The sequence below is a fragment of the Streptomyces candidus genome, assembly GCF_014207445.1.
Lineage (GTDB): Bacteria > Actinomycetota > Actinomycetes > Streptomycetales > Streptomycetaceae > Streptomyces > Streptomyces candidus.
The window spans coordinates 364,430-389,749 of record NZ_JACHEM010000004.1 but is presented as its reverse complement, the minus strand read 5'-3'; the positions used below and the strand labels follow the sequence as shown (position 1 = coordinate 389,749).

23 protein-coding genes, 1 tRNA gene, 1 pseudogene and 1 riboswitch are annotated in these 25,320 nt (G+C 71.3%); of the genes and pseudogenes, 14 read left to right on the top strand and 11 right to left on the bottom strand.

From position 1 onward, the window contains the following. Positions 1 to 335 precede the first annotated feature (335 nt). Both HNQ79_RS10475 and HNQ79_RS10470 read left to right on the top strand, forming a co-directional pair. Entirely contained in the window at positions 336 to 893 is a 558-nt protein-coding gene (locus tag HNQ79_RS10475) for a GlcG/HbpS family heme-binding protein (RefSeq protein ID WP_185029355.1), read from the top strand. Between the two features lie 443 nt (positions 894 to 1,336). Then, positions 1,337 to 2,749, top strand: a complete 1,413-nt coding sequence (locus HNQ79_RS10470; RefSeq protein WP_229923522.1) for a M1 family metallopeptidase — start codon at positions 1,337 to 1,339, stop codon at positions 2,747 to 2,749. 241 nt (positions 2,750 to 2,990) lie between these two features. Here HNQ79_RS10470 and HNQ79_RS10465 read toward each other — a convergent pair whose 3' ends face one another. Beyond that, positions 2,991 to 3,566 carry a TerD family protein gene (locus HNQ79_RS10465; protein ID WP_185029351.1) on the bottom strand — a complete coding sequence of 192 codons (576 nt, stop codon included), beginning with the start codon at positions 3,564 to 3,566 and terminating at the stop codon, positions 2,991 to 2,993. A 186-nt stretch (positions 3,567 to 3,752) separates the two neighbouring features. Between HNQ79_RS10465 and arfB the strand changes: the two genes are divergently transcribed. Together arfB and HNQ79_RS10455 are read left to right on the top strand one after the other, a co-directional pair. Further along, positions 3,753 to 4,181 carry an alternative ribosome rescue aminoacyl-tRNA hydrolase ArfB gene (gene arfB, locus HNQ79_RS10460; protein WP_185029349.1) on the top strand — a complete coding sequence of 143 codons (429 nt, stop codon included), beginning with the start codon at positions 3,753 to 3,755 and terminating at the stop codon, positions 4,179 to 4,181. A gap of 194 nt (positions 4,182 to 4,375) precedes the next feature. Further along, positions 4,376 to 4,948 (top strand): dihydrofolate reductase family protein, encoded by a 573-nt coding sequence (locus HNQ79_RS10455; RefSeq protein WP_185029347.1) that lies wholly within the window; start codon positions 4,376 to 4,378, stop codon positions 4,946 to 4,948. 37 nt (positions 4,949 to 4,985) lie between these two features. Here HNQ79_RS10455 and HNQ79_RS10450 read toward each other — a convergent pair whose 3' ends face one another. Beyond that, positions 4,986 to 5,576 carry a flavin reductase family protein gene (locus HNQ79_RS10450; protein ID WP_373312558.1) on the bottom strand — a complete coding sequence of 197 codons (591 nt, stop codon included), beginning with the start codon at positions 5,574 to 5,576 and terminating at the stop codon, positions 4,986 to 4,988. 323 nt (positions 5,577 to 5,899) lie between these two features. Here HNQ79_RS10450 and cdgB point away from each other — a divergent pair, with 323 nt between their 5' ends. Together cdgB and HNQ79_RS10440 are read left to right on the top strand one after the other, a co-directional pair. Further along, on the top strand, positions 5,900 to 7,606 hold the full coding sequence (gene cdgB / locus HNQ79_RS10445) for a diguanylate cyclase CdgB (RefSeq protein WP_185029342.1): 1,707 nt from the start codon (positions 5,900 to 5,902) through the stop codon (positions 7,604 to 7,606). 108 nt (positions 7,607 to 7,714) lie between these two features. Then, positions 7,715 to 8,767, top strand: coding sequence for a carbohydrate-binding protein (locus HNQ79_RS10440; RefSeq protein WP_185029340.1), 1,053 nt, complete (start codon positions 7,715 to 7,717; stop codon positions 8,765 to 8,767). Between the two features lie 94 nt (positions 8,768 to 8,861). Here HNQ79_RS10440 and HNQ79_RS10435 read toward each other — a convergent pair whose 3' ends face one another. The 5 genes and pseudogenes from HNQ79_RS10435 to HNQ79_RS10415 all read right to left on the bottom strand — a co-directional run bounded on the left by HNQ79_RS10435 (position 8,862) and on the right by HNQ79_RS10415 (position 14,395). After that, positions 8,862 to 9,713: a class II fructose-bisphosphate aldolase gene (locus tag HNQ79_RS10435; RefSeq protein ID WP_185029338.1), complete on the bottom strand. Its 852-nt coding sequence runs from the start codon at positions 9,711 to 9,713 to the stop codon at positions 8,862 to 8,864. Positions 9,714 to 9,753: 40 nt separating this feature from the next. Further along, positions 9,754 to 10,689 (bottom strand): 1-phosphofructokinase family hexose kinase, encoded by a 936-nt coding sequence (locus HNQ79_RS10430; protein WP_185029588.1) that lies wholly within the window; start codon positions 10,687 to 10,689, stop codon positions 9,754 to 9,756. Between the two features lie 158 nt (positions 10,690 to 10,847). Continuing rightward, entirely contained in the window at positions 10,848 to 12,023 is a 1,176-nt protein-coding gene (gene nagA, locus HNQ79_RS10425; RefSeq protein WP_185029336.1) for an N-acetylglucosamine-6-phosphate deacetylase, read from the bottom strand. A 152-nt stretch (positions 12,024 to 12,175) separates the two neighbouring features. Next, a pseudogene (locus tag HNQ79_RS10420) lies at positions 12,176 to 13,093 on the bottom strand (ROK family protein); the annotation flags it as partial. Positions 13,094 to 13,489: 396 nt separating this feature from the next. Next, on the bottom strand, positions 13,490 to 14,395 hold the full coding sequence (locus HNQ79_RS10415) for an SIS domain-containing protein (RefSeq protein WP_185029331.1): 906 nt from the start codon (positions 14,393 to 14,395) through the stop codon (positions 13,490 to 13,492). Between the two features lie 249 nt (positions 14,396 to 14,644). Between HNQ79_RS10415 and HNQ79_RS10410 the strand changes: the two genes are divergently transcribed. Genes HNQ79_RS10410 through otsB form a run of 3 tightly spaced genes read left to right on the top strand, consistent with a single transcriptional unit; the run spans position 14,645 to position 17,298 of the window. Then, positions 14,645 to 15,934, top strand: a complete 1,290-nt coding sequence (locus HNQ79_RS10410; protein WP_229923523.1) for an ABC transporter substrate-binding protein — start codon at positions 14,645 to 14,647, stop codon at positions 15,932 to 15,934. A 10-nt stretch (positions 15,935 to 15,944) separates the two neighbouring features. Beyond that, positions 15,945 to 16,385 (top strand): DUF3263 domain-containing protein, encoded by a 441-nt coding sequence (locus tag HNQ79_RS33640; RefSeq protein WP_260421561.1) that lies wholly within the window; start codon positions 15,945 to 15,947, stop codon positions 16,383 to 16,385. Positions 16,386 to 16,440: 55 nt separating this feature from the next. Beyond that, on the top strand, positions 16,441 to 17,298 hold the full coding sequence (gene otsB / locus HNQ79_RS10400; RefSeq protein ID WP_185029328.1) for a trehalose-phosphatase: 858 nt from the start codon (positions 16,441 to 16,443) through the stop codon (positions 17,296 to 17,298). Here otsB and HNQ79_RS10395 read toward each other — a convergent pair. Beyond that, a complete protein-coding gene (locus tag HNQ79_RS10395) occupies positions 17,295 to 17,462 on the bottom strand; it encodes a hypothetical protein (protein WP_185029326.1) in 168 nt (55 codons plus the stop codon). The genes otsB and HNQ79_RS10395 overlap by 4 nt on opposite strands. A gap of 184 nt (positions 17,463 to 17,646) precedes the next feature. On the opposite strand from HNQ79_RS10395, the gene HNQ79_RS10390 reads away from it, so the two are divergent. Further along, a tRNA-Met gene (locus HNQ79_RS10390) sits at positions 17,647 to 17,720 on the top strand. A gap of 313 nt (positions 17,721 to 18,033) precedes the next feature. Here HNQ79_RS10390 and HNQ79_RS10385 read toward each other — a convergent pair. From HNQ79_RS10385 to HNQ79_RS10375, 3 genes are all read right to left on the bottom strand, one after another. Next, entirely contained in the window at positions 18,034 to 19,449 is a 1,416-nt protein-coding gene (locus HNQ79_RS10385) for an alpha,alpha-trehalose-phosphate synthase (UDP-forming) (RefSeq protein ID WP_185029324.1), read from the bottom strand. Between the two features lie 30 nt (positions 19,450 to 19,479). Then, on the bottom strand, positions 19,480 to 19,737 hold the full coding sequence (locus HNQ79_RS10380; protein ID WP_185029322.1) for a hypothetical protein: 258 nt from the start codon (positions 19,735 to 19,737) through the stop codon (positions 19,480 to 19,482). Between the two features lie 61 nt (positions 19,738 to 19,798). Then, the gene (locus HNQ79_RS10375; protein ID WP_185029586.1) at positions 19,799 to 20,746 is read right to left on the bottom strand and encodes a glucosyl-3-phosphoglycerate synthase; all 948 of its coding nucleotides are present in this window, start codon (positions 20,744 to 20,746) and stop codon (positions 19,799 to 19,801) included. Between the two features lie 165 nt (positions 20,747 to 20,911). Beyond that, positions 20,912 to 21,039, top strand: a riboswitch (SAM riboswitch). 14 nt (positions 21,040 to 21,053) lie between these two features. Here HNQ79_RS10375 and thrC point away from each other — a divergent pair. The 4 genes from thrC (at position 21,054) to groL (ending at position 25,238) form a co-directional block, all read left to right on the top strand. Further along, positions 21,054 to 22,337 (top strand): threonine synthase, encoded by a 1,284-nt coding sequence (thrC, locus tag HNQ79_RS10370; protein WP_185029320.1) that lies wholly within the window; start codon positions 21,054 to 21,056, stop codon positions 22,335 to 22,337. Between the two features lie 29 nt (positions 22,338 to 22,366). Next, positions 22,367 to 22,642: a MoaD/ThiS family protein gene (locus HNQ79_RS10365; protein ID WP_185029318.1), complete on the top strand. Its 276-nt coding sequence runs from the start codon at positions 22,367 to 22,369 to the stop codon at positions 22,640 to 22,642. A 412-nt stretch (positions 22,643 to 23,054) separates the two neighbouring features. Further along, entirely contained in the window at positions 23,055 to 23,258 is a 204-nt protein-coding gene (locus HNQ79_RS10360) for a cold-shock protein (RefSeq protein WP_005315736.1), read from the top strand. A gap of 357 nt (positions 23,259 to 23,615) precedes the next feature. Continuing rightward, the gene (gene groL / locus HNQ79_RS10355; RefSeq protein ID WP_185029316.1) at positions 23,616 to 25,238 is read left to right on the top strand and encodes a chaperonin GroEL; all 1,623 of its coding nucleotides are present in this window, start codon (positions 23,616 to 23,618) and stop codon (positions 25,236 to 25,238) included. The last annotated feature ends 82 nt before the right edge of the window (positions 25,239 to 25,320 follow it).

Below are 25,320 nucleotides of genomic sequence, written 5' to 3'. Positions count from 1 at the left end.
GTCCGGAGTTGTGGGTCAGGGGGTACGGGGTGTGGGTGCAGGGGTGCAGGGTCGGGGGGTGTGGGTCCGGCATGCGCCGGTCTGGGGCTGCTGCCCGTTCACCGTACGAACCGCCCCTGATCAGCGCGTACGTACCCACCCTGACCCGCCGGGAGCATCCCCGCATCAGCCGATCGGTTGACCCGGGGATCGGCCGCACAGGTAGCCGGGGGCAGCCGCTGTACCGACCGTACGGGGCCGGTTCCGCGCCCAGCATGGAAGCAGAACGAAACCGGCGCCCCGCCGGTCCGGCCTCGGCGAACACCCGGGCCACCCGACGACTTACGGAGCACCCCATGCGCAATCTCTCCCTCCGCACCCGTGTCCTCACCGGTTCCGCCGTCCTCGCCGCCCTCGGCGCGGGCACCTTCGGCGCGGTGAGTGCCAGTGCCGCCGCCCCGGCAGCCGAGACTCGCGCGGCCGTCAAGGCCGACACCGCGAACCGCAACCTCCAGCAGTCCACCCACCTCACCGTGTCCGCCGCGACCAAGGCCGCCGAGGCCGTGCTGGACGCGGCGAAGAAGGAGAACCAGCGCGTCTCCGTCGCCGTCGTCGACCGCAACGGCAACACCATCGTCTCCCTGCGCGGCGACGGGGCCGGCCCGCAGTCGCCCGAGTCGGCCGTGAAGAAGGGATACACCGCCGTCTCCTGGAACGCGCCCACCTCCGAGCTGGTCAAGCGGCTCGCCCAGGCCCCGAACCTGAAGGACATCCCCGGCACCCTCTTCCTCGGAGGCGGCGCTCCGGTGCAGGTCAAGGGCGCCCCGGTGGCGGGCATCGGTGTCGCGGGCGCGCCCAGCGGCGACCTGGACGAGAAGTTCGCGCAGGCGGGCGTGGCCTCGCTGGCGAAGTAGGCGTCGCATCGCTCCCGCACCGCCCCCGCCCCGCCCCGCCCCGGGCCCGGGGCCGGGGCCGGGATAGCGAGCGGGCCACTGCTCCTCCGTACGGACACGGGAAGAAGCCCGGCTGGGGCGCAGAGGGGAAGGTGCGGAAGCCCGGGGGCGGGACTCCCGTGCCTCCCGCCCCGGCGGATCGTGCCGCGTAGGATCGCCGGATGCCCTCCGCCGGCCCCCACGAGGCCCGTAACCCTCGCACCACCCGTACCTCCCGCGTCGCCCGTCCCGTCGGACCGGTCCCTGCGCCCGGTACCGTCGGCCGCCCGGTCCGCGCCCTCCGTACCGCAGGGTCGCCCCGTGCCCTCCGTAGCGACGGGTCGGCCCGTGCCCTCCGTACCAATGGGTCGGCCCGTAGCGCCCGTCGCCGCGGGCCTGCCCGTGCTCGTGCGGTCGTCTCCGCCGTGGCCGCACTTCTCCTGGTGGCCGCCGCTTCCGGGTGCACGGCCGGGGCGCCCGGTGCTGTGACCGGTTCCCCGGGTGCGCACGGGCTGCGTGACCGGCTCTTCCCCAAGCTGGGCAACGGAGGCTACGACGTCTCGCACTACACCCTGGACCTGGACTACGACCCGGCCGCCCACCGGCTCAAGGGCATCGCGGAGATCACGGCACGGGCGACGCAGGAACTCAGCGCGTTCAGCCTCGACCTGGCCGGACTGAAGGTCGACGGCGCGACGGTGGAGGGCCAGAAGGCGGCGGTGAACCGGGCCGGCAACGAACTGACGCTCCGGCCGAAGCGGGACCTGCGGAAGGGCGAGACGTTCCGGACGGTCGTCCGCTACTCCGGGACGCCGGCCCGGATCACCAACGCCGACACCGACCAGGAGGGCTGGCTGCGCTCCGAGGACGGCAAGGTGTCCCTCGCAGTCGGCCAGCCGACGGGGTCGATGACCTGGTTCCCGGGCAACAACCATCCGTCGGACAAGGCGACGTACGACATCAAGGTCACCGTCCCCGAGGGCCAGACCGCCATCAGCAACGGGGAGTTGAGGAATGCCCCGACGGTGCGGGCGGGGCGTGTCACCTATGACTGGCGCATGCGTGAGCCGATGGCGAGCTATCTGGCGATGCTGGCGGTGGGAAAGTTCAAGGTGATGCGGGCGACGGCCCCCGCCGAACTGGACGCGGACGAGGAGAACGCGGTACGGACGGTCCCGGTGTACGCGGCGGCCGAGGAGACGATGGACGGGCCGAGCGCACAACTCAGGGGCGAGATCCCGGAGATGATGGAGTGGTGCGTCCTGAACTTCGGGCCGTACCCCTTCTCCTCCGTCGGGTCGGTCGTCGCGCGGGACGGCGACGTCGGCTACGCGCTGGAGACCCAGACCAAGCCGGTGTACGGGGGGATGGAGAGCTTCGAGTCCGCACAGTTGCACGAACTCGCCCACCAGTGGTTCGGCAACTCGGTGTCGCCGAAGACCTGGAGCGACATGTGGCTCAACGAGGGCTTCGCGGAGTACGCGGAGTGGATGTACACGGAGGACCACGGGGGCGAAAGCGCGCAGAAGCGGTTCGAGGGGGAGTTCGCCCGCGGCGCCAACTGGGCCTTTCCGCCCAGCAGCCCGCCGGACCCGAGCCGCATCTCCGACGCCCCCGTGTACAAGCGCGGCGCCATGGTCCTGCACAGGATCCGGCAGGCGGTCGGCGACGAGCCCTTCCTCGGCATCGTGCAGGGCTGGGCCGCCGACCACCGCCACGGCAGCGCCTCCACGGCGGACTTCACGGCGTACGTCGACGACGCGACGGACGAGGACCTCTCGGACATCTGGAAGGTCTGGCTGCACGGCGACGGCAAACCGGCGACTCCCGCCGGATGACAGCCGATGGCGGGGGGCCGGAGGGCGGGCGGACCTTCACCCGGCCCGCCCCCGTGTTCCCGAAGACGCCCCCGCGAAGACCCGTTTCGGTTCCGTCTGGTGCACACGGTATGACCCGGTCGCGCCGGGACGGGTGGGAGCCGGCCGCCCACGGACGCACGAAGGCCCCGGCCACCGCTGCGGTGCGCGGTGGGCGGGGCCTTCGCAGTGACCCGTCAGGTCACGCGGGCGTCGTGCGTCCTCAGACGTTGACGCCGAAGTCCTGGGCGATGCCGGTGAGGCCCGAGGCGTAACCCTGGCCCACCGCGCGGAACTTCCACTCCGCACCGTTGCGGTACAGCTCGCCGAAGACCATGGCGGTCTCGGTGGCGGCGTCCTCGCTCAGGTCGTAGCGCGCGATCTCCGTGCCGCCGGCCTGGTTGATGATGCGGATGAAGGCGTTGCGGACCTGGCCGAAGTTCTGCGAGCGGGCTTCCGCGTCGTAGATCGAGACCGGGAAGACGATCTTGTCGATGTCGGCGGGCAGGCCGGCCAGGTTGACGTTGATCTGCTCGTCGTCGCCCTCGCCCTCGCCGCTGCGGTTGTCACCGGTGTGGACGATGGTCTGGTCCGGCGTCGCCTTGTTGTTGAAGAAGACGAAGTGGCCGTCCGAGTAGACCTTGCCCTCGGGGTTCACCGCGATGGCGGACGCGTCGAGGTCGAACTCCGTGCCCGTGGTCGTGCGGACGTCCCAACCGAGGCCGACCGTGACGGCGGTCAGGCCCGGGGCCTCCTTGGAGAGCGAAACATTGCCACCCTTGCTGAGGCTTACTGCCATGGGATGTCCCTTTCCTCGTGATGTGCGGGCTCCGGTACGAGTGCCGAAGCTACCGTCACCCATCTAACGCGGCCAGGGCCCCAGGAAGTTCCTGCTTCGCGCGGTTCTCTTTACTTTCTTTGCCCAATTGCCCGCTGGCGCGAAACCGGAGTGACGCCGAGGGGGGTGAGCAGGGACTATGGACGCATGTCCGGGCCCTACATCATCCGTGGCTCCGTCTCCCTCCCGGAGGCCGAGCTCATGTGGCGTTTCTCCAGGTCGTCGGGTCCCGGTGGCCAGCACGTGAACACCTCGGACACGAGAGTGGAACTGCGCTTCGACCTCGCGAGGACCGACGCGCTGCCGGAGGTGTGGAAGGCGCGGGCGCTGGAGCGGCTGGCGGGGCGGCTGGCCGACGGGGTGGTGTCGGTGCACGCCTCCGAGCACCGGTCGCAGTGGCGGAACCGGGAGACGGCCGCGGTCCGCCTCGCGTCGCTCCTCGCGGAGGCGAGCGCGCCGCCGCCGAGGCCGCGGCGGGCGACGAAGATCCCACGGGGCATCAACGAACGGCGGCTGCGCGAGAAGAAGCAGCGCAGTCAGACCAAGGGCGGCCGGTCGGGCCGCGACTGGCACTGAGGCCCCGGGCCGGGTCGGAACCCACGGCCGCCGAGGCAGGTTCCGCGGATCGGCCGGGGAAACAGCGATGAGTTCCCGCGCGGTCCAAGGTCTTAGGTCATGGTGGGTGCGACGCGGCCGCGAGCGGGGGGCGTGGCCGCGTGCACCGGCCGTACCTGCTGAGAAACCGGACACGAGATGCCGAGGATTCCACCATGCGCACCCTGATCAGCACTGCTTTCGTCTCGCTCGACGGCGTCGTCGAGGCCCCCGGCGGCGAGCCCGGGTACCGCAACTCCGGATGGACTTTCAAGCACGTCGAGTTCCTGCCCGAGGCCTTCGAGATCAAGGAGCGCGAGCAGAAGGAATCCGCCGCGCTGATGATGGGCCGCACCAGCTACGAGGCGTTCAGTCCCGTATGGCCCGGCATGGAGGAGTTCGCGGACTACAAGGTGATGCCCAAGTACGTCGTCTCCACCACCCTCACCGACGACGACCTGGTGTCGAACTGGGGCGGGACCACGATCCTGCGCTCGCTCGACGAGGTCGCCGCGCTGAAGGAGACCGAGGGCGGACCGATCATCGTGCACGGCAGCGCGTCCCTGAACCACGGCCTCTCCGACGCCGGCCTGATCGACCGCTACCACCTGCTCGTCTTCCCGCTGCTGCTCGGTGCGGGCAAGCGGCTGTTCAGCGGCACGGACAAGGACGCCCAGAAGCTGAAGCTCGTCGAGCACGAGGCCTACGCCAACGGCCTCCAGAAGAACGTCTTCGACGTCGTCCGCTGAGAAGGCCGACGAGCACGGCCGCACCGTCCGGCGCGGGTCAGCCCAGCCGGCGGTACGTGCCGCGGAAGTAGGCGAGGGGGCCGTCGTCCTCGTTCGGCAGGTCGACCGCGAGGACGTGGCCGATGACCAGGGTGTGGTCCCCCGCCTCCACGCGCTGCTGGGTGCGGCACTCGACGACGGCGAGCGCGCCGCCGACGAGCGGTGCGCCGGAGACCTCGCCCCGCTTCCACGGGATGTCCGCGAAGAGCAGGCGGTCGCTGATCCGGCCCTTCATGGCGAAGCGGCCCGCGATGTGCCGCTGGCCCTCCGACAGCAGGGAGACCGCCCACAGGGGCTGTTCGGCGAGCAGGTCGTCCATGCGCGAGCCGTTGCGCACCGAGACCATCACCAGCGGGGGGTCCAGGGACACGGACATGAAGGCCGTCGCGGTCATGCCGACGTCCTCGCCGCGCGGGCCGCCGTCCTCGTCGTGCGCCGTCACCAGCGTCACGCCCGCCGTGAAACGGGCCATCGCCGCGCGGAACTCGTCATTGCTCACCCCCACAGGATGGGGGGTCGCCGTCGGCGCGGGCGAAGCGAGGGGGCCCTGGAGGGTGCTTTCGGGGGTGGCTTCCGTCGTCTGCAACACCTGATCAACGGTAGGCGGGATCATGACCCGGCACATCGGGCACAGGGACCAGACGCGACCTAGGTCGCATGGCCGACATACCGCGCCGCACCTTCCGCTCGCCGTGTGTTTCCGGCCAATCGGCGGCTGTGGCCAGTCCGGAAGCGCTTTCCACTTCGCAAGGTCAACTTCCGGATGTACTTTGTGACTTGAGTCACAGAATGGAGATATTGTTGACCCTGTGTACCGGGAGGGCAGCGCGCTGTGATTCAGTGGCCGTGGCAATCGGACGATGAGAAGCCTGGAGTTGCTGTCGTTGCTGTCGAGGTCTCGGGGAGCGGGTCATGGAGGCCGAGTCGGAGCCGTACGTCCGTCTTGCGACCCTGCGGCAACTGCACCGGGTGGTCGCTGACCTCAACACCGCGCGAAGTCTGTCGGACACCGTGCAGGCCGTCGCGGACGGCATAGTCGCCGGTCTCGGTTACGAACTGGCGTGCGTGAACCTCGTACGCCCCGACGGCGACCTCGTCGTCGCCGCCTTCGCGGGCAACAGCGCGGCCGAGGCCCTGATCACCGGCAGGGCCGGTTCCCGTTCCTCCTGGGAGCGGCGGCTGGCCATGGGCGAGCGGTGGGGAGACCTCCACTTCATCCCGCACCACGAGGGGTGGGTGCTGGTCGAGGACGACGTGCCGCAGTGGCACACCGAGGGCCCCGACCCGCGCTTCGCCGACGAATGGCACCCCGGCGACCGCCTGTACGCGCCGATGTACGCGTCCGGCGGCGAGGGCGAGCTGATCGGCGTCATCTCGGTCGACCGGCCGCGCGGCGGACGCCGCCCCGGCGCCTGGGCGCAGGAAGCGCTCACGATGTACGCCTCCCAGGCCGCCATCGCCATCATCAACGCCCGCCTGCGCTCCAACATGCAGCGCGCCCTGGTACGCCTGGAACGCGAGCAGCAGGCCCTGCGCGCCAGCGAGGAATCCTTCCGGCAGGCCTTCGAGTACGCCCCCTCCGGCATGGCCATCGCCGAAATGGGCGGCGACCAGCACGGCCGCCTCCTGCGCACCAACGACGCCCTGTGCCGACTGCTGGGCCGTCCCGCCTCCGCGATGCGCCGCTACTCCTTCGCCGACCTCGTCCACCACGAGGACGTCGGCACACTGCTGCGCACCTCCGCCGAGGGCGGGCGGGCCGAACTGCGCCTCCAGCGCCGCGACGGCAGCTTCGTGTGGGTCTCGCTGCGCAACTCCGTCGTCGCCGACACCGCCGACGGCCCCCGCTTCCTGCTCACCCACGTCGAGGACATCGAGGAGCGCAAGCGGCACGAGCTGCACCTGGCGCACCGCGCGTCCCACGACTCCCTCACCGGCCTGCCCAACAGCGCCGAACTCCGCGCGCGGTTGAGCGCCCGGCTGTGCCGCAGGCCGCACGCCGTGCGCGCCACCGCCGTGGAGGCCCTGGACGCCGCCTATGACGGGGCGTACGACGACGGCGTGACGTACGACGGTGTCGCCACGTACGACGACGGGTTCTACGGCGACCCGATGGGCGAGGGCGAGCCCGGCTTCTACGAGCACCACGTGCACACCGTCGCACCACAGGAGGGCGTCACCGAGGGCGGCGTTCCGATCGACGACGGGACGAAGGGGCTGGCGGTCCTGTTCTGCGACCTGGACGGCTTCAAGTCCATCAACGACCGGTTCGGACACCAGGCCGGTGACACGGTGCTGATCGAAGTGGCACGACGCCTGACCACGTGTGTACGGGACGGTGACACCGTGGCTCGGCTCGGCGGTGACGAATTCGTCGTCCTGGCCGACGGGTTGGGCAGCGCGGACGCCGCAGACCTGGCCGTCCGCCTCCGTAACGCGATCATTCCGCCGATCCGGGTGGACGGACGCGCGGTACGGGTCGGAGCCAGCTTCGGCATCGGCTGGGCGGCGTGCGGGATGACCGTCGACGAGGTGCTGCAATCCGCAGACCAGCGCATGTACATCGAGAAGCGGTCGCGTTCGAAGGTCCAGTCCAGGGTGCACCGGCGGGCCGGATAAACCCTCCGTACTCCTCGATGTGACCCATGTCCCCAAGGCGGTTCGCCCACAGCGGGTAGGCTCGCCCGGTCGGCGACGCTGGCGAACATGGTGAGGAGTGACGCTGGGATGACGGCCGGGAGCAACGGCACGAGCACACCCGAGGACGACGATCCGTTCGGCTACCTCTACGAGGACGGACGCGCGGCAGGCGCGCAGCCGCCACACTCGGGCGGCGGCTACGGCTACCCGGGCCCGAGCTCGCAGCGCGGGGTCCCCAGGACGTCGTACAACCAGGTGAGAGCAGTCGGCGAACGCACGTACGGCGGCCACCAGCAGGGCCAGCAGACGCATGGCGGACAGCAGGCCACGCAGGCGTTCCCGCAGCAGCAGGGGTACGCGGGCGAGGCCGGCCGGCAGCAGTACGGGCAGCCCCACGCGCACTACGCGGCCCCCGAGACGCAGCCCGGCGGTGCGCCTCCCGCACGCCCGGCCGCCCACTTCGCAGACGGCGGGCTGGGCGGGCACGGCGGTCGCGGCGGACGCGGACGCGGTCCGAACACGCGCGGTCTGCTGATCGGCGCGCTCGCGGTGGTCGCCGCCGTGGTGCTCGGCATCGGCGCGGCGCTGTACTTCGGCAAGGAGGGCGACGACAAGGGCGCCCAGGCGGGCGGCGCCAACACCGGCGGTTCGGGCGGTCAGCAGCAGACCCAGGAGCCCTCGCCCACCACGAAGCCGACGCAGGACGCCAAGCCGCCGGTGGAGCTGCCGACGGTGCAGGCGGGAGCGCTGCAGCTCGCCACCGGGATGACCACCGACAAGACGATTCCGGGCGCGAAGTCGGACAGCGGGGCGTACGTGCCGCTGTCGAAGCCCGGCTCGACGGCGACGTGGACGGTCAAGGTGCCGGAGGCGGGCCCGTACACGCTGTCCGTCGACTACGGCATCCCGGGCAAGGACGCCAAGGCCGAGCTGACGGTCAACGGGAAGCCGCACGCGACCGGCGTGGCCATGAAGAACTACGGCAACTCGCCGGAGGGCGACTGGGAGAAGGGGTGGAGCAACACCTACTCCTACGTGAACCTCAAGGAGGGCGACAACACCTTCGTGATCTCGTGCCCGCAGGGCTGCGAGGCCAACCTCGACCGGGTGGGCCTGAGCGCCGGTCACAAGAACTCCTAGACGGCGCGCTTCGCCCGGCTCGGGCGAAGCGCGCGGCCCCCGTCGGCAGTTGGCCGGCGGGGGCCTTCGCGTACCCCCGTCTGCTGCCCGTCCGTCAGCCGACGGTGGCCAGGAAGCGGGCCACCGTCGCCGCCATCGCGTCACGGCCCGGCGCGAGGTACTTGCGGGGGTCGACGACCGAGGGGTGGGCGTCCAGGTAGGCCCGTACGGCCCCTGTGAAGGCCGTGTTGAGGGCCGTGCCGACGTTGATCTTGACCATGCCGGCGGCGACGGCACGGCGGATCTCGTCGTCCGGGACGCCCGAGGAGCCGTGCAGGACGAGCGGGACCGGGACCGCCTCCCGGAGGGCGGCGATCAGCGCGTGGTCCAGGGTGGCGGTGCGCTCGGTCATGGCGTGCGAGGAGCCGACCGCGACGGCGAGGGCGTCGACGCCGGTGTCCGCGACGTAAGTGGCGGCTTCCTGGGGGTCGGTCCTCACCCCCGGCGCGTGGGCGTCCAGTGGAGACTCCCCGTCCTTGCCGCCGACCTCGCCGAGTTCGGCCTCGATCCAGATGTCCCGCTCGTGGCCCCAGCGGACGGCCGCGGCGGTCGCCCTCACGTTGTCGTCGTAGTCCAGTTTCGACGCGTCGAACATCACGGAGCTGAACCCGGCCTCGTGGGCCGCGTGCAGCAGGCCGACCGAGACGACGTGATCGAGGTGCAGGGAGAGAGGGGCGGAGGAGGCGCGGGCGACGGCGGCCGTGGCGGAGGCGAGGGCGAGGAGATCGCCGCCGTGGAACCTGACGGCGTTCTCGGAGATCTGGAGCACGGCGGGGGAGCCGGCCTGCTCGGCTCCGGCGGCGATCGCCTCGGCGTGTTCCAGGGAGATGACGTTGAAGGCGGCGAGTGCGGTGGAGGCGGAGCCGGTGACGGCGGCTACGAGTTCACCGGTGGGGACTAGGGGCATGTCGGCTTCCCTGTTCTGGTGCTCGGGGGCGGGGTGGGACTCACCGGGGTGCGCTGCCGCTCGCGGGTGAGGTGACCTCGACCCGGGGGAGCAGGGACTCGTACGTCGCCCGGTCGAACTCGCCCGCCGCCGGAGCGGCGACCGTTGCCGCCGAGAGAGCCACCGCCAACGCGAGCCGGTCGGGCCACGAGAGGCCCGTGACCAGGCCGCAGAGGAGGCCGGCCACCGCCGAATCGCCCGCGCCGGTGGGATTTCCCCGGACGGGCGCGGGAGGCGCGGCCTGCCAGCGGCCCTCGTCCGTCGTGGCGAGGAGCCCGTCCGGGCCCAGCGAGGCGACGACCGCGCGCGCCCCCTTGCGGCGGGCGTCCGCCGACGCGGTCGACGCGTCGCGGGAGCCGGTGAGCCGGGCCAGCTCGTCCGCGTTGGGCTTGATGACGTCGGGGCGGGCGGCGACGCCCCGGCGCAGGGGTTCTCCGCTGGTGTCGAGCAGGACGGGGACACCGGCCGCCCGGGCGCGGCGGACCAGGTCGGCGTACGCGCCGACGTGGATGCCCGGCGGCAGGCTGCCGCAGAGGGCCACCGCCCGTGCCCCGCCCAGGAGTTCGCCGTACGAGGAGAGGAACGTCTGCCACTCGGCGGGGGTGACGGCCGGGCCCGGTTCGTTGAACTGGGTGGTGTCGCCGGTGGACGCGTCGACGACGGCGAGGGTGCGGCGGGTGTTTCCGGCGATGGGGATCAGCGCGTCGGTGGGGGACTCCGACACGAGCAGGTCCCGGACGACGGCCCCCGTCGCGCCGCCGACGAAGCCGGTGACGACCGTCTGGTGGCCGAGCGCGGCCAGGACCCGCGCCACGTTGAGGCCCTTGCCGCCCGGACGCTCCGTGACGGACGTGACGCGGTGCGAGGCATGGGGGACGAGTTGCGGAACGTGGTGGGTGAGGTCGAGAGCGGTGTTCAGCGTGACCGTCAGGATCATGCTCATGACCCGCGTTCACCCCCGTAGCGTTGCCGGACGCCTGCTGAGAAAGCACTTTCTCATGTGCCTGCCATGGTGATCATGCCAAAGAGAAGGAGACCGGCCCAGGGGGACGGGCCGGTCACTTCCCTTCGATTCGGGGCGAATTCGGCGAGAGGTCAGCCGACTTGGGGGTCCAGAACCCAAGCGCCCCTGCGCATCACGCCCTTGACCGCGAAGTCCGCGTCCAGGACGACCAGGTCCGCGTCCTTGCCGGGCTCCAGGGAGCCGACCCTGTCGTCGACGCCGAGGAGACGGGCGGGGTTGGCGGACAGCGACCGCACGGCGTCCTCGACGGACAGCCCGTCGATCGTGACCGAACGGCGGAACGCCTTGTCCAGGGTGAGCGTGGAGCCCGCGATCGATCCCCCCTCGACCAGCCTGGCCACACCCTCGCGCACCTCGACCGCGAGCGGCCCGAGGTCGTAGAAACCGTCGCCGAAGCCCGCCGCGTCCATCGCGTCGGTGATCATCGCGACGCGCGCCGCGCCCGCGTGGTGGTACGCGAACCGGAAGGCACCGGGGTGCAGGTGCGTGCCGTCGTTGATCAGCTCGACGGTGACCCGCTCGTCCTCCAGGAGCGCGACGATCGGGCCGGGGGCGCGGTGGCCGACGGCGGGCATCGCGTTGTAGAGGTGGGTCGCGACGGTGGCGCCCGCGTCGATGGCGGCCACGGTCTGCTCGTACGTGGCGTCCGTGTGGCCGACGGCGGCGAGCACACCGTTCTCGGCGAGCAGGCGTACGGAGTCCAGGCCGCCCGGCATCTCCGTCGCCAGGGTGAACATCTTGGCCGTGCCGTGCGCCGCGTCCATCAGTTTGCGCACGTCCGCCGGGTCCGGGTCGCGGAGCAGGGACTCGCTGTGCGCGCCCTTGCGGCAGGGGGAGATGAACGGCCCCTCGAAGTGGATTCCGGCCAGGTCGCCCTGTTGGACCAGTTCGGCGAGGAGGGCCGCACGGGAGGCGAGGACGTCCATCTCCTCGGTGACGGTGGAGGCGACCATCGTGGTCGTGCCGTGCGCGCGGTGGGTGGCGACCGCCTGGAGCACCTCCTCCGCCGTACCGGAGGTGAAGGACGCGCCGCCGCCGCCGTGCACGTGCATGTCGACGAAGCCGGGGACGATCCAGTGACCGGAAAGGTCAAGGGTGTGGTGGGCGGGGGCGGAGGCGGAGGCCGCGGTGCCGGGGAGCGCTCCCGCGATCTTCGTACCGTCGACGATGACCCGGCCGCCGTCGACGGTGCCGGTGGGGAGCACCACCTGGGCGCCGGACAGGACCTGGACCTGGTGGGTGGTCATCGGTCGGTTACCTCCGTGGTGTCCATGTCGTCGGTGCGCATGGGGTGGGGGGTGCGGGGAATGGGGGTGCCGGGCGCGAGCGGGGTGGTGCTGGTGTCGGCGGTGCGGTTGCTGGTGGTGCGGGTGTCGTTGTTGGCGGTGCTGTTGTTGTACGTGGCGAGGAGGTCCCAGGCGAGGAGGCCCGCGCCCAGACAGCCCGCCGTGTCGCCGAGCGCGGCGGGCACGATCGTGGGGAGCCGCTGGAACGTGACGCGTTCCGCGACCGCCGCACGCAGCGGTACGAACAGGGTTTCACCGGCCTCGGCCAGCCCGCCACCCACGATGAGGGTGTGGGGGTCGAGCAGGGTGAGGGCGGTGACGAGCCCGTCGGCGAGGGAGTCCACCGCCTCGTGCCAGACCGCGTGGGCCGTGGGGTCGCCGTTCTCGACGGCCCTGGCGCAGTCCGCCGCGTCCGCGGTGGGGTCGCCGGAGGCGTCCGCCCAGGCCTGGGAGACGGCGGAGGCCGAGGCGTAGCGCTCCAGGCAGCCGCGCTGGCCGCAGCCGCAGGCCACGCCGCCGGGGCGCACCACGATGTGGCCGATCTCGCCGGCGCTGCCATGGGCGCCCGCTTCGATCGCGCCGGCGATCCCGATGGCGCCCGCGATGCCCGTGCCCAGGGCGACGAAGAGGAAGCGATCGGCGTCCTGGGCCGCGCCGACCCGGCCCTCGGCGAGGCCGCCGGTGCGGACGTCGTGGCCCAGGGCGACCGGGATGCCGCCGAGCCGTTCGCCGAGGAGGGTGCGCATCGGGACGTCGCGCCAGCCGAGGTTGGCGGCGTAGACGGCGATGCCGTGCTCGGCGTCGACGATGCCCGGGACCGCTACACCGGCGGCCGAGGCGCTCTCGCCGAAGTGCTCCTCGCCGTGGGTGCGGAGGTCTTCGGCGAAGGCGAGGATCGACTCGACGACGGCTTCCGGACCGCGGTCCCGGCCGGTGGGGCGGCGGGCCTCGTGGAGGAGGGTGCCGTTGGGGGCGACCAGGGCGGCTTTCATGCCGGTGCCGCCTACATCGAGGGCGATGACGTGTTTCACGGGGGTAGTGTCGCGCGTCGACCTCGGATAGGTCTAGTCCACTGGGGGGCGGGTCGGGGGCTGGGGGGCGTACGGGGGCGTTCGGGGGTGGCGGGGCGTACGGCCGGGCGGCGGGGCGTGGGGCGTACGGGGGGTGGCGGGCGTGGGGCGCTCGGGGGTAGCGGGGCGCAGGGCGGGGGCGCACCGTCCGGTGGGGGCCGCCCCCTTGCCCGCCCGTCCCGCCCCCGAGGGGCGGCCCCGCCGCCCAAGGGAAGCTGATGTAGAGGGGGCCCCGCCCAAGGGAAGCTGATGTAGAGGGCGGCCCCGCCGCCCGAGGGGGGCTGGCGTAGAGGGCGGCCGCGCCGCGCAAGGGGGCTGGCGTAGAGGGCGGTCCCGCCCAAGGGGCTGCGGGCGGAGTCAGGCGAGGATGACGCTGCGGGAGAGGTTGCGGGGGTGGTCGGGGTCGTAGCCCTTGGACTCGGCGAGGACGACCGCCAGGCGCTGGGCGCGGATCAGGTCGGCCATCGGGTCGGCGCCCGCGTGGGTGACGAGCGTGCCGCCGACGTTCGTGACATCGCCCGCGAGGCCCTCCGGGAGGGGGCCGAACACCCAGGTCACCCGGCCAGGACCGGTGATCGAGATGGGGCCGTGGCGGTATTCCATGGCCGGGTAGGACTCCGTCCACGCGCCGGCCGCCTCGCGCATCTTCAGACCGGCCTCCTGGGCCAGCCCGTACGTCCAGCCACGCCCGAGGAACGTCCACTGTTCGGCGGAGGTGACGGACTCCGGGAGGGGCTCGGTCACGGCGAGTTCGGCGTCGACGGCGGCCGCGGTCACGGTCTTCACGCCGGGCGCGAGAGGGCCCGTGCGTTCGAGTCCCGCGCGCAGGAAGGCGAGCGCGGTCGTCGCGAACCGGGTCTGCACGACGGATTCCTCGTCGGCCCAGTCGAGGACGGCGATCGTGTCGGCCGCGTCCATGACCGGAGTCTTCGGGTCGCCGGTGAGGGCGAGAGTGGGGACCTTCCCCCGTACCTCCGCGAGCAGCGCCAGCACCTCGCTCGTGGTGCCGGAGCGCGTGATTGCCACCACACGGTCGTAGGAGCGGCCGACCGGGAACTCGGAGGACGCGAACGCGTCCGTCTCGCCCTGGCCCGCCGCCTCGCGCAGTGCCGCGTACGCCATCGCCATGAACCACGACGTGCCGCAGCCGGTGACGGCAACGCGTTCACCAGGCAGGGGAAGGCCCTCGAAGTCGGTCGCGTACTCGGCGGCGCGCCGCCAGCAGGTCGGCTGGGTGGCAATCTCAACTGAGGTACGGGACATGCGCGACGGCTCCTCGGGAACGTGGACGGCGTTGTTGACCTTGACGCCGCCCTGCTTAGCAGCCCTTACGGGATTTGCGGAAGGTGTTGCGTAAGAGATACCCAAGTGGTGTAGACCGGGTAGTCGTGTGTGAGGGAAAATCACAACTCATCGCAACTCATGCGGACAAGGGTGTCGGTAGGATGCGCGGGCCTCACGAGGGTGCCGTACACACTGGCGCAAAACGGGCAGACAAATGAGCATCAGAGGGTGGAACGGGCTGTGCAGCGGCGCTACTTGGGTCTGACCGCGGCGATAGCCGCGCTTGCTGTGGCAACGACCGTCGCGGGCTGCGGCAGTCTCGGTATCGGCGGCTCCGACGAGGTGACGCTGAAGTTCGTCGCCGCCGACTACAACATCGACGGCGGCGACGGCACCAAGAAGTACTGGAACAACCTCGCCCGCGAATTCGAGACGAAGAACCCGGGCGTCAAGGTGGACGTCTCGATCCACTCGTGGAACGACGTGGACCGCAAGGTCGCCGAGATGGTCGAGGCAGGCAAGGCCCCCGACATCGCCCAGATCGGCGCCTACGCCGACTACGTCGCCGACGGCAAGCTCTACGCCGTCGAGGAAATGGTCTCGATCCCCACCCAGGCCAACTTCCTGGCTCCTCTCGCCAAGGCGGGCGAGGTCGACCGCATGCAGTACGGCATGCCCTTCGTCGGCAGCACCCGCCTGATGTTCTACAACAAGGACCTCTTCGAGAAGGCCGGCATCGACTCCGCCCCGAAGACCTGGGACGCCCTCGCCGCCGACGCGAAGACGCTCAAGGAGGAAGGCGTGAAGTACCCGTTCGCGCTTCCGCTCGGTCCGGAGGAGGCACAGGCCGAGACCATGAACTGGATGCTGGCCGCCGGTTCCGGCTACACCGACGACATCGGCGCGTACTCGATCAACTCCGCCGACAACATCGGTGCCTTCACGTTCCTCAAGGACAAGCTGGTCGGCCCCGGCCTGACCGGCCCCGTCGCCCCCGGCAAACTCAACCGCAAGGAGGCCTTCGCGGCCTTCGCGAAGGGCGAGGTCGGCATGCTCAACGGCCACCCGTCGCTGATGCAGCAGGCCGAGAAGAACGGCGTCGAGTACGAGATGGTGCCCCTGCCCACCAAGGACGGCAAGCAGCGGTCCGCGATGGGCGTCGCCGACTGGATGATGGGCTTCAAGCAGAACGGTCACCGCAAGGAGATCGGCAAGTTCCTCGACTTCGCCTACGAGGACGCCAACGTGCTGGCCTTCGCCGACGAATTCGACCTCCAGCCGGTCACCCTCACCGCGACCGACAAGATGCTGGCCGACAGCAAGCACCAGAAGACCCGCAAGTTCCTCGACGCGATGCCGACCGCGAAGCTCTACCCGGTGGGCAAGACGTCCTGGGCGAAGGTCAGCGAGAACATCAAGCAGGAGATCGGCGCGGCCGTCGAGCCCGGCAACACGCCCGGCGGCGTGCTGGGAGCGCTGTCGCGGGAGGCGGCGGCAGTGGACAGCGCGCAGCAATAGGCTGGGAGGCATGGACGTGCCTGAGCCGAACGAAGAGGCGCCGGAGCGGCCCGGCGCCGAGCCCGGGCGGCGCGGCATCGAGCCCGAGCATCGGCCCGGCGCCGAGCGGCCCGGCGCCGAGCGGCCCGGCGCCGGGCCTGAGCCGTTCGGCAACGGGCCCGAGCCGTACGGAGCGGCGGCGCCCGAGCCGCACGAAGGACCCGGCGCCGCCGAGGGGCCGGAGCCCTCGGGCCTCTCGGCGCGGGAGCTGGCCGTGCTGGGCGTCGAGCGGCAGGGCTGGGCCGGGCCGGGGGCCAAGGAACGGGCCGTCCGCGAGCAGCTCGGCATCTCGCCCACGCGCTACTACCAGTTGCTGAACGCGTTGCTGGACGATGCGCGGGCCGTCGCGCACGACCCGGTCACGGTCAACCGCCTGCGGCGGATCCGCGATGAGAGGCGAGCGCGCCGCTGAGACCTCCGCCGACCCTTAGCGGCCCCTTTCGGGAGGGCCCCGGTAGGGTCGGCGCATGGACACTTTCGCCGTACCGGAACCGTCCACGCCCGCCGGGCGCGACGGCCTCGCCGCGATTCTGGCGGCGCCCCGCCGCTCCCTCGTCGCCCTCGACTTCGACGGCACGCTCGCCGACATCGTCGCGGACCCCGAGCAGGCCCGCGCGCACGCCGATGCCGTGCCCGCGCTCGCCGCCCTCGCCCCGCGCGTGGCGGCAGTGGCCATCGTCACCGGCCGCCCGGCAGCCGTCGCCGTACGGTACGGCGGCTTCGCCCAGGTTCCCGGCCTCGACCACCTCACCGTCCTCGGCCACTACGGAGCGGAACGCTGGGACGCCGCGACCGGCACCGTCCGGGCTCCCGCCCCGCACCCCGGTATCGCCGCGGTCCGCGCCGAGCTGCCCGGCGTGCTCGACACGCACGGCGCATGGCGCGGCACCTGGGTGGAGGAGAAGGGGCAGGCCGTCGCCGTCCACACCCGGCGCGCCTCCGATCCGCAGGCGGCCTTCGACGCGTTGCGCGGGCCCCTCACCGAGCTGGCCGTCCGCCACGGCCTGATCGTCGAACCGGGACGCATGGTCCTGGAGCTCAGGCCCCCGGGCATCGACAAGGGCGTCGCTCTCACCGACCTCGTGCACGAGGTCGGCGCGACGTCCGTGCTGTACGCGGGCGACGACCTGGGAGACCTCCCGGCGTACGGCGCCGTGGAGAAGCTCCGCTCCGAGGGGGTACCCGGCCTGCTGGTGTGCAGCGGTACGGCCGTACCCGAACTGGGAAGCAGGGCGGACCTGTTGCTGGACGGTCCGGCCGAAATCGCCGGCCTGCTGGGGGCGTTGGCGGATGCGTTGGGCGCCTCGCCGGACGGCCGCGCCTAAGCCCGCGCGGTCTTGCGGCGGTTGAGCAGACGGCGCACACCTTCGACGGCCAGGCACAGTGCGGCGAGGGTGGCGGCGGTCACGAGCACGCGTACCCACCAGGGCTGGTCGCCGAGGCCGAAGAAGTGGCTTGTCGTGAAGGCGGCGATGAATCCCTTGAGCATGACGCGTGGTCTCCCGTGCGGGGCGGAGTGGGCAGGTGCCGGCTGAGGGTATCGGCACCGTCGGCGGAGGCCCGGACCCGGCTCCGTCCGGTGCTGCGCGGCGCTGTCGGGTGACCGCGCGAGGGCGCCGGCCGTGAACCGATTTCCCACCGCGGACGAAACCCCGTAGTGTCGTGTTCACCGACGCGGGGTGGAGCAGCTCGGTAGCTCGCTGGGCTCATAACCCAGAGGTCGCAGGTTCAAATCCTGTCCCCGCTACTCGCAGGACCGAAGGCCCCGGAACTCGTCAGAGTCCCGGGGCCTTCGGCGTTGTACCCGTGACACCCTGTCCGGCAGGCCCTCTCGGCCCCTCCGTTCCGCCGGGCGCCGTCACCCGTCGCTGTGCGCCTCCGTGCGGTGGTGGAAGTACGCCCAGGCGAAGATTCCGAGCGCCCCGACCGCCACCATCGCCGGGATGCGGACCGCCTGCGGCGCGCTCCGCGTGAGGAAGCCGGTGACTCCCCTCCCAGGGGGCCGGGTTCCCTCGCCGCGCGGTCACACGCGCCTCAACAGCTTTCTGGAGCACGGGAGTTCACGAGCGCAGGGCTTCCAGCTGTTCCAGGAACCACTTCTGCGGGGGCAGTGCCGTCGCCGCCGCCGCGAGGCGCTTCGTGCGGTGGTCGCGGTCGTCCGCGCCCATGGAGAGCGCCTCGTGGAGGGCGTCCGCCGTGCCCGTCACGTCGTACGGGTTGACGGTGATCGCGTCGTCGCCGAGTTCCTCGAACGCGCCGGCCTCGCGGGACAGGACCAGTGCGCAGCCCTCGTCCGAGACGACCGGGATCTCCTTGGCGACCAGGTTCATGCCGTCGCGGATCGGGTTGACCAGGGCCACGTCGGCGAGCCGGTACGCGGCCAGCGAGCGGGCGAAGTCGTCCTTGACGTGGAGCACGACCGGGGTCCATGCGGGGGTGCCGTACGCGGAGTTGATGCGGTCGGCGGTGCGCTGGACCTCCGCCGTGTACTCACGGTAGACGGCCAGGTCCTGGCGGGAGGGGTAAGCGAAGGCGATGTGTACGACGTTCTCGCGCCACTCGGGGCGGGTGTGCAGGAGGTGCTCGTAGGCGAGGAGGCCGCGGACGATGTTCTTCGACAGTTCGGTGCGGTCGACGCGTACGACCGTCTTGCGGGTGCCGTCGCCGCCGACCTGCTCGCGCAGCGAGACCAGGCGCTCCTCCACGTCGTCCCGGTGCGCGCGCTCGCGCAGGAAGTCGGCGTCCGCGCCGAGCCCGTGCACGCCGATCCGCTTGCCGTCGAGGGCCTCCTCGCCGAGGTGCTCCAGCGCGCACGCGGTGAACGCGTCGGCCCAGCGCCGGGTCAGGAAGGCGGCCCGGTCCGCGCCCAGGACGCCGCGCAGCAGCTGCTCGGCGATGTCGTCGGGGAGCAGGCGGAAGTAGTCGACCGGGGCCCACGGGGTGTGCGAGAAGTGGCCGATGCGCAGGTCGGGGCGGAGCGCGCGGAGCATGCCGGGGGCCAGGCACAGGTGGTAGTCCTGGATGAGGACCGCCGCACCCTCCGCCGCCGACTCGGCGAGCGCCTCGGCGAAAGCCCGGTTGTACGCCTCGTAGGCCGCCCACTGCTCCCGGAATGCGGCGTCGAAGACCGGCTCCAGCGGGGTCTGGTACAGCATGTGGTGGACGAACCACAGGACCGAGTTGGAGATGCCGTTGTACGCGGCCGCGTGGGTGTCCGCGTCGATGTCCAGCATCCGTACGCCCGGCTCGCCGACACCGCGCCGCACCGCCTCCCGGTCGCCCTCCCCGAGCGCCGAGCACACCCACAGCGCGTCCGCGTCCGGGCCGATGGCGGAGAGCCCGGAGACCAGGCCGCCGCCGCCGCGCTTGGCGGTCAGCTCGCCGTCGTCACCGAGGGTGTACGACACCGGGCCGCGGTTGGACGCGACGAGGATCTGGGCCTTGTGGGTCTGGGCATGGTCGTGCGCGGAGGTCATGTGGCGAAACCTAGCCGGTAAAGCTTCCCCTCAAACGTGCGTACGGCACTCCGCCCGCCGTGTGCACTGCCTGCGCCGGCTCCGCACGGACGCCACGCCCAGCACGCCGAGGCCCGCGAGGGCCGCCGTGCCCCCGGTGGCCAGCCACAGCTCCCGGCGGTCGGAGTCGCTGCGGGCCGGATGCCCGGGAGCCCCCGGCTCGTGGGCGGACGCGCTCGGCCCGGCGGCCACCAGCGCGGTGGCGGCGAGGAGGACACCGGACGTGCGGAGGGGGCGCAGGAGTCGCATGGGGCGACCATCGGACACGGAGCGTGACGGGTGCGGTCGCGCCACGCCAGCCAGGCCGCGATTACGCCGCATGCCGCGCCTCGTACTCGGCGATCTCCCGCATCGGCGGCCGCTCCTCCGCGTCCACGGGATGGGTGCGGGGGACGAAGGCGCCGTCCGCCCGTTCGAACTGGGTCAGCGACGGGCGTATCAGGTGGCCCCGCGAGAGACGCAGCTGCGCGGTGCGGTAGATGGCGGCGGCCATCCGGCCCAGTGCCTGGCCGTCCTGGTGGCGGTGGACGCGGACGCCCACGTCGACCTGGGCGAGAGCGTCGAGGCCGACGGTGTGCAGCGAGTCGATGAGGAGTCCGATCTCGACCCCGTACCCGACGGGGAAGGGCAGGCGCTCCAGGAGAGAGCGGCGGACCGCGTACTCGCCGCCCAGCGGCTGGACGAAACCGGCCAGCAGCGGCCAGTGCAGGTTGAGCAGCGGGCGGGCCATCAGCTCGGTGACCCGGCCGCCCTGGCCGGCCGCCCCGTCCAGCGGGCGGTCGTACGTCGCCTTGACGAACTGCACGTCGGGTTCGGTGAGCAGCGGGCCGACGATCCCCGACACGAACGACGCGTCGAAGTCCCGCAGGTCCGCGTCCACGAAACAGACGACGTCGCCGCCGGTGACCAGCAGGGAGCGCCACAGCACCTCGCCCTTGCCCGGCACGGCCGGGAGGCGTGGCAGGACGTCGTCCCGGTGGACGACCCGGGCCCCGGCGTCGGCCGCCGCCCGCGCCGTACCGTCCGTGGAGCCGGAGTCGATCACGACCAGTTCGTCCACCAGAGGGGTGCGCGGCCCCATCAGGTCGCGGCGGATCGCGGCCACGATCGCCCCGACCGTCGCCTCCTCGTCGAGCGCGGGCAGGACGACGCTGACGGTGGTGCCGCGGGCCGCCTTCGCGGCGAGCAGCCGCTCCAGCGGGCGGTCGGCAGCCGCCCACGACCGCGTGCGCAGCCAGCGCTCCACCTCTTCCAGCACCTCTGCCACTCCCGGTTCTGTGATCCATCTCGCGGTCCGGACGACTGTCTCAAGCCCCCGGGGGTTCGGTTACAGTCTTGAACAACGCGGACGACCGGCGCATGCCGGGGTCGTCGGCGCCCACAAACACCCGGCCCGCTCACGCGGGGCAATCCGGAGTCACAGCGCTCATCCAGAGGGACTGAGGGAAACGGCCCGTCGAAGTCCCGGCAACCCCCCTGCCGACCGCGAGGTCAGGCCGGGAAGGTGCCAATTCCGTCTCGCGGCGAAAGCCGTCGCGGGGAAGATGAGGAAGGACCTCGCCATCATGGTTGTGCAGGCCACCGAAGCCACCACCACCGTCGACCTCGGCCCCGCCGCGGCCCTCTCCTGCCGCGAGTGCGGAGAGCGCTTCGAGCTCGGCCCGATCTTCGCCTGTCAGCTCTGTTTCGGCCCGCTGGAAGTCGCCTACGACCTGCCCGCCGAGGACCCCGAGGAGCTGCGCAAGCGCATCGAGGCCGGCCCGGACAACATCTGGCGCTACGCCCCCCTGCTGCCCGTGCCGGCCGACGTCGCCGAGAAGCCCAGCCTCAACCCCGGCTTCACCAAGCTGGTCAAGGCCGACAACCTGGCCCGCGAACTCGGTGTCACCGGCGGCCTGTACGTCAAGGACGACTCCGGCAACCCGACGCACTCCTTCAAGGACCGCGTCGTCGCCATCGCCGTCGAGGCGGCCCGCGCCTTCGGCTACACCACCCTCTCCTGCTCCTCCACCGGCAACCTGGCCGGTGCCGTCGGCGCCGCCGCCGCGCGGGCCGGCTTCCGCTCCTGCGTGTTCATCCCGCACGACCTGGAGCAGGGCAAGGTCGTCATGGCCGCCGTGTACGGGGGCGAGCTGGTCGGCATCGAGGGCAACTACGACGACGTGAACCGCTTCTGCTCCGAGCTGATCGGCGACCCGCTCGGCGAGGGCTGGGGCTTCGTCAACGTCAACCTGCGCCCGTACTACGGCGAGGGGTCCAAGACCCTGGCGTACGAGATCTGCGAGCAGCTCGGCTGGCGGCTGCCCGACCAGATCGTCGTCCCGATCGCCTCCGGCTCCCAGCTCACGAAGATCGACAAGGGTCTTCAGGAGCTGATCAAGCTGGGTCTGGTCGAGGACAGGCCGTACAAGATCTTCGGCGCCCAGGCGGAGGGCTGCTCGCCGGTCTCCACCGCGTACAAGGCCGGGCACGACGTCGTGAAGCCGCAGAAGCCGAACACCATCGCCAAGTCCCTCGCCATCGGCAACCCGGCGGACGGCCCGTACGTCCTGGACATCGCCCGCCGCACCGGCGGCGCCGTCGAGGACGTGAACGACGAGCAGGTCGTCGACGCGATCAAGCTCCTGGCCCGTACGGAAGGGATCTTCGCGGAGACCGCCGGCGGAGTGACCGTCGGCGTCACGAAGAAGCTCATCGAGGCCGGGCTGCTGGACCCGACGCTCACCACCGTCGTGCTCAACACGGGCGACGGCCTCAAGACGCTGGACGCGGTGGCGCCGACCACCGGCCCCTCCGCGACCATCCGCCCGAGCCTGGAGGCGTTCCGCGACGCCGGCCTGGCCCGCTGAACCACCCCCGTACCGGAAGGCTGAACACCATGAGCGTCAAGGTCCGCATCCCCACCATCCTGCGCACGTACACCGGCGGCGAGGCCGAGGTCGCCGCCGAGGGCGCCACCCTCGCCGAGGTCATCGCCGACCTGGAGAAGAACCACGCGGGCATCGCCGCCCGCGTCCTGGACGACCAGGGCAAGCTGCGCCGCTTCGTGAACGTGTACGTGAACGACGACGACGTGCGCTTCGAGAGCGGTCTTGGGACGGCGACGCCGGACGGTGCGGGCGTCTCCATCATTCCCGCCGTCGCCGGCGGCTGAGCCGTACAACTGCCCCCGCATCACTTCCGGTTGCCCCCTTCGCTCACAAGCGGAGGGGGCAATTCCGTAGGGTTGAAAGGGGTAGAGTAGGGGAAGCCCCGGTCGCCGCCCATGCCCCGCGCATATGAGAACGCGACAAGATGCGGCCCGCGTGTTCGAGCCTTTTGCTGCCGATGCGCACATTATGTCCGACCCGACTTGCCCTGGAATATGGGCAGTTGACCGATCCGAGTGTTCGGGCGTGCCCAGAATTTCCGTCCGATTGGCCTGTTGCAGAGGGCAGTTGGGCGGATACATTCAGCCGCGGTCGACGCGCTACGGCGCACACCTTCCACTCCTGTCGGAAGGTGGGGTCTGACCCGGGGCCGCGAAGTGCGGTCCCGCGCAAGGGCCAGTAATAGGGGAGTTAGGCATGGCTCAGGGCACCGTCAAGTGGTTCAACGCGGAGAAGGGGTACGGCTTCATCGCGGTCGACGGTGGTGCGGATGTTTTCGTCCACTACAGCGCGATCCAGATGGACGGCTACCGCACCCTTGAAGAGGGTCAGCGAGTCGAGTTCGAGATCTCGCAGGGCCAGAAGGGTCCGCAGGCGGACATGGTCAAGCTCGCCGTCTGATCTCGGCGCGATCGGCCACCGACGCACTCACCAGTACTCACGCACGCAGGGCCCGCACCCCGTCACCGGGGTGCGGGCCCTGCGTGCGTCCGGTCCACGGGGTGCCACGACCCCCCGGATCCGTGGTAGTCGCTTGCACTCTCCTATGCCGAGTGCTAATCATTGGCGTTAGCACTCTCCCCGTGAGAGTGACAGAAACTTGGACCAGGTAGGTGAGGTCCGAAGAGCGTGGGGGTAGGGATTCCCCCGCACTCTCGGGCCGTCCGTCGCGGGCGCCGACCACCGGTCCGAAGAAATCCTCCCCCAAGCTCATGAGGAGCAGGGGGTGCCCCCTACGTCCTGGGAGGACCACTTCACATGGCCAAGATCATCGCGTTCGACGAGGAGGCCCGTCGCGGCCTCGAGCGTGGCATGAACCAGCTCGCCGACGCCGTCAAGGTCACCCTTGGCCCCAAGGGCCGCAACGTCGTCCTTGAGAAGAAGTGGGGCGCGCCCACGATCACCAACGACGGCGTCTCCATCGCCAAGGAGATCGAGCTCGAGGACCCGTACGAGAAGATCGGCGCCGAGCTGGTCAAGGAAGTCGCGAAGAAGACCGACGACGTCGCCGGTGACGGCACGACGACCGCGACCGTCCTGGCCCAGGCCCTGGTCCGCGAGGGTCTGCGCAACGTAGCCGCCGGCGCGAACCCGATGGCCCTCAAGCGTGGCATCGAGAAGGCCGTCGAGGCCGTCTCCGCCGCCCTGCTGGAGCAGGCGAAGGATGTCGAGACCAAGGAGCAGATCGCTTCGACGGCCTCCATCTCCGCCGCCGACACCCAGATCGGCGAGCTCATCGCCGAGGCCATGGACAAGGTCGGCAAGGAAGGCGTCATCACGGTCGAGGAGTCGCAGACCTTCGGCCTGGAGCTCGAGCTCACCGAGGGCATGCGCTTCGACAAGGGCTACATCTCGGCGTACTTCGCCACCGACATGGAGCGCATGGAGTCGTCGCTGGACGACCCGTACATCCTCATCGTCAACTCGAAGATCGGCAACGTGAAGGACCTCCTTCCGCTGCTGGAGAAGGTCATGCAGTCCGGCAAGCCGCTGCTGATCATCGCCGAGGACGTCGAGGGCGAGGCGCTCTCCACGCTGGTCGTCAACAAGATCCGCGGCACGTTCAAGTCCGTCGCCGTCAAGGCCCCGGGCTTCGGCGACCGCCGCAAGGCCATGCTGAACGACATCGCCATCCTCACGGGCGGCACGGTCATCTCCGAAGAGGTCGGCCTCAAGCTGGAGAACGCCGGTCTCGACCTGCTCGGCCGCGCCCGCAAGGTCGTCATCACCAAGGACGAGACGACCATCGTCGACGGCGCCGGTGACAGCGACCAGGTTGCCGGCCGCGTCAACCAGATCCGTGCCGAGATCGAGAACAGCGACTCGGACTACGACCGCGAGAAGCTCCAGGAGCGCCTGGCGAAGCTGGCCGGCGGCGTGGCCGTCATCAAGGCCGGTGCCGCCACCGAGGTCGAGCTCAAGGAGCGCAAGCACCGCATCGAGGACGCCGTTCGCAACGCGAAGGCCGCCGTCGAAGAGGGCATCGTCGCCGGTGGTGGCGTCGCCCTCCTCCAGGCCTCGGCCGTCTTCGACAAGCTGGAGCTCACGGGCGACGAGGCGACCGGCGCCAACGCCGTGAAGCTCGCGCTGGAGGCCCCGCTCAAGCAGATCGCCGTCAACGGTGGTCTCGAGGGTGGCGTCGTCGTGGAGAAGGTCCGCAACCTGCCCATCGGTCACGGCCTGAACGCCGCCACCGGTGAGTACGTCGACATGATCGCCGAGGGCATCCTGGACCCGGCGAAGGTCACGCGCTCCGCCCTCCAGAACGCCGCGTCGATCGCCGCGCTGTTCCTCACCACCGAGGCCGTCATCGCCGACAAGCCCGAGAAGGCCGGCGCTGCCGCCCCGGGCGGCATGCCGGGCGGGGACATGGACTTCTGAGTCCACCTCCCTCTGCTTGACGCAGTAGGTACGTCCACTGGGGCGGTATCCCTTCGGGATGCCGCCCCAGTGGCGTATCCGA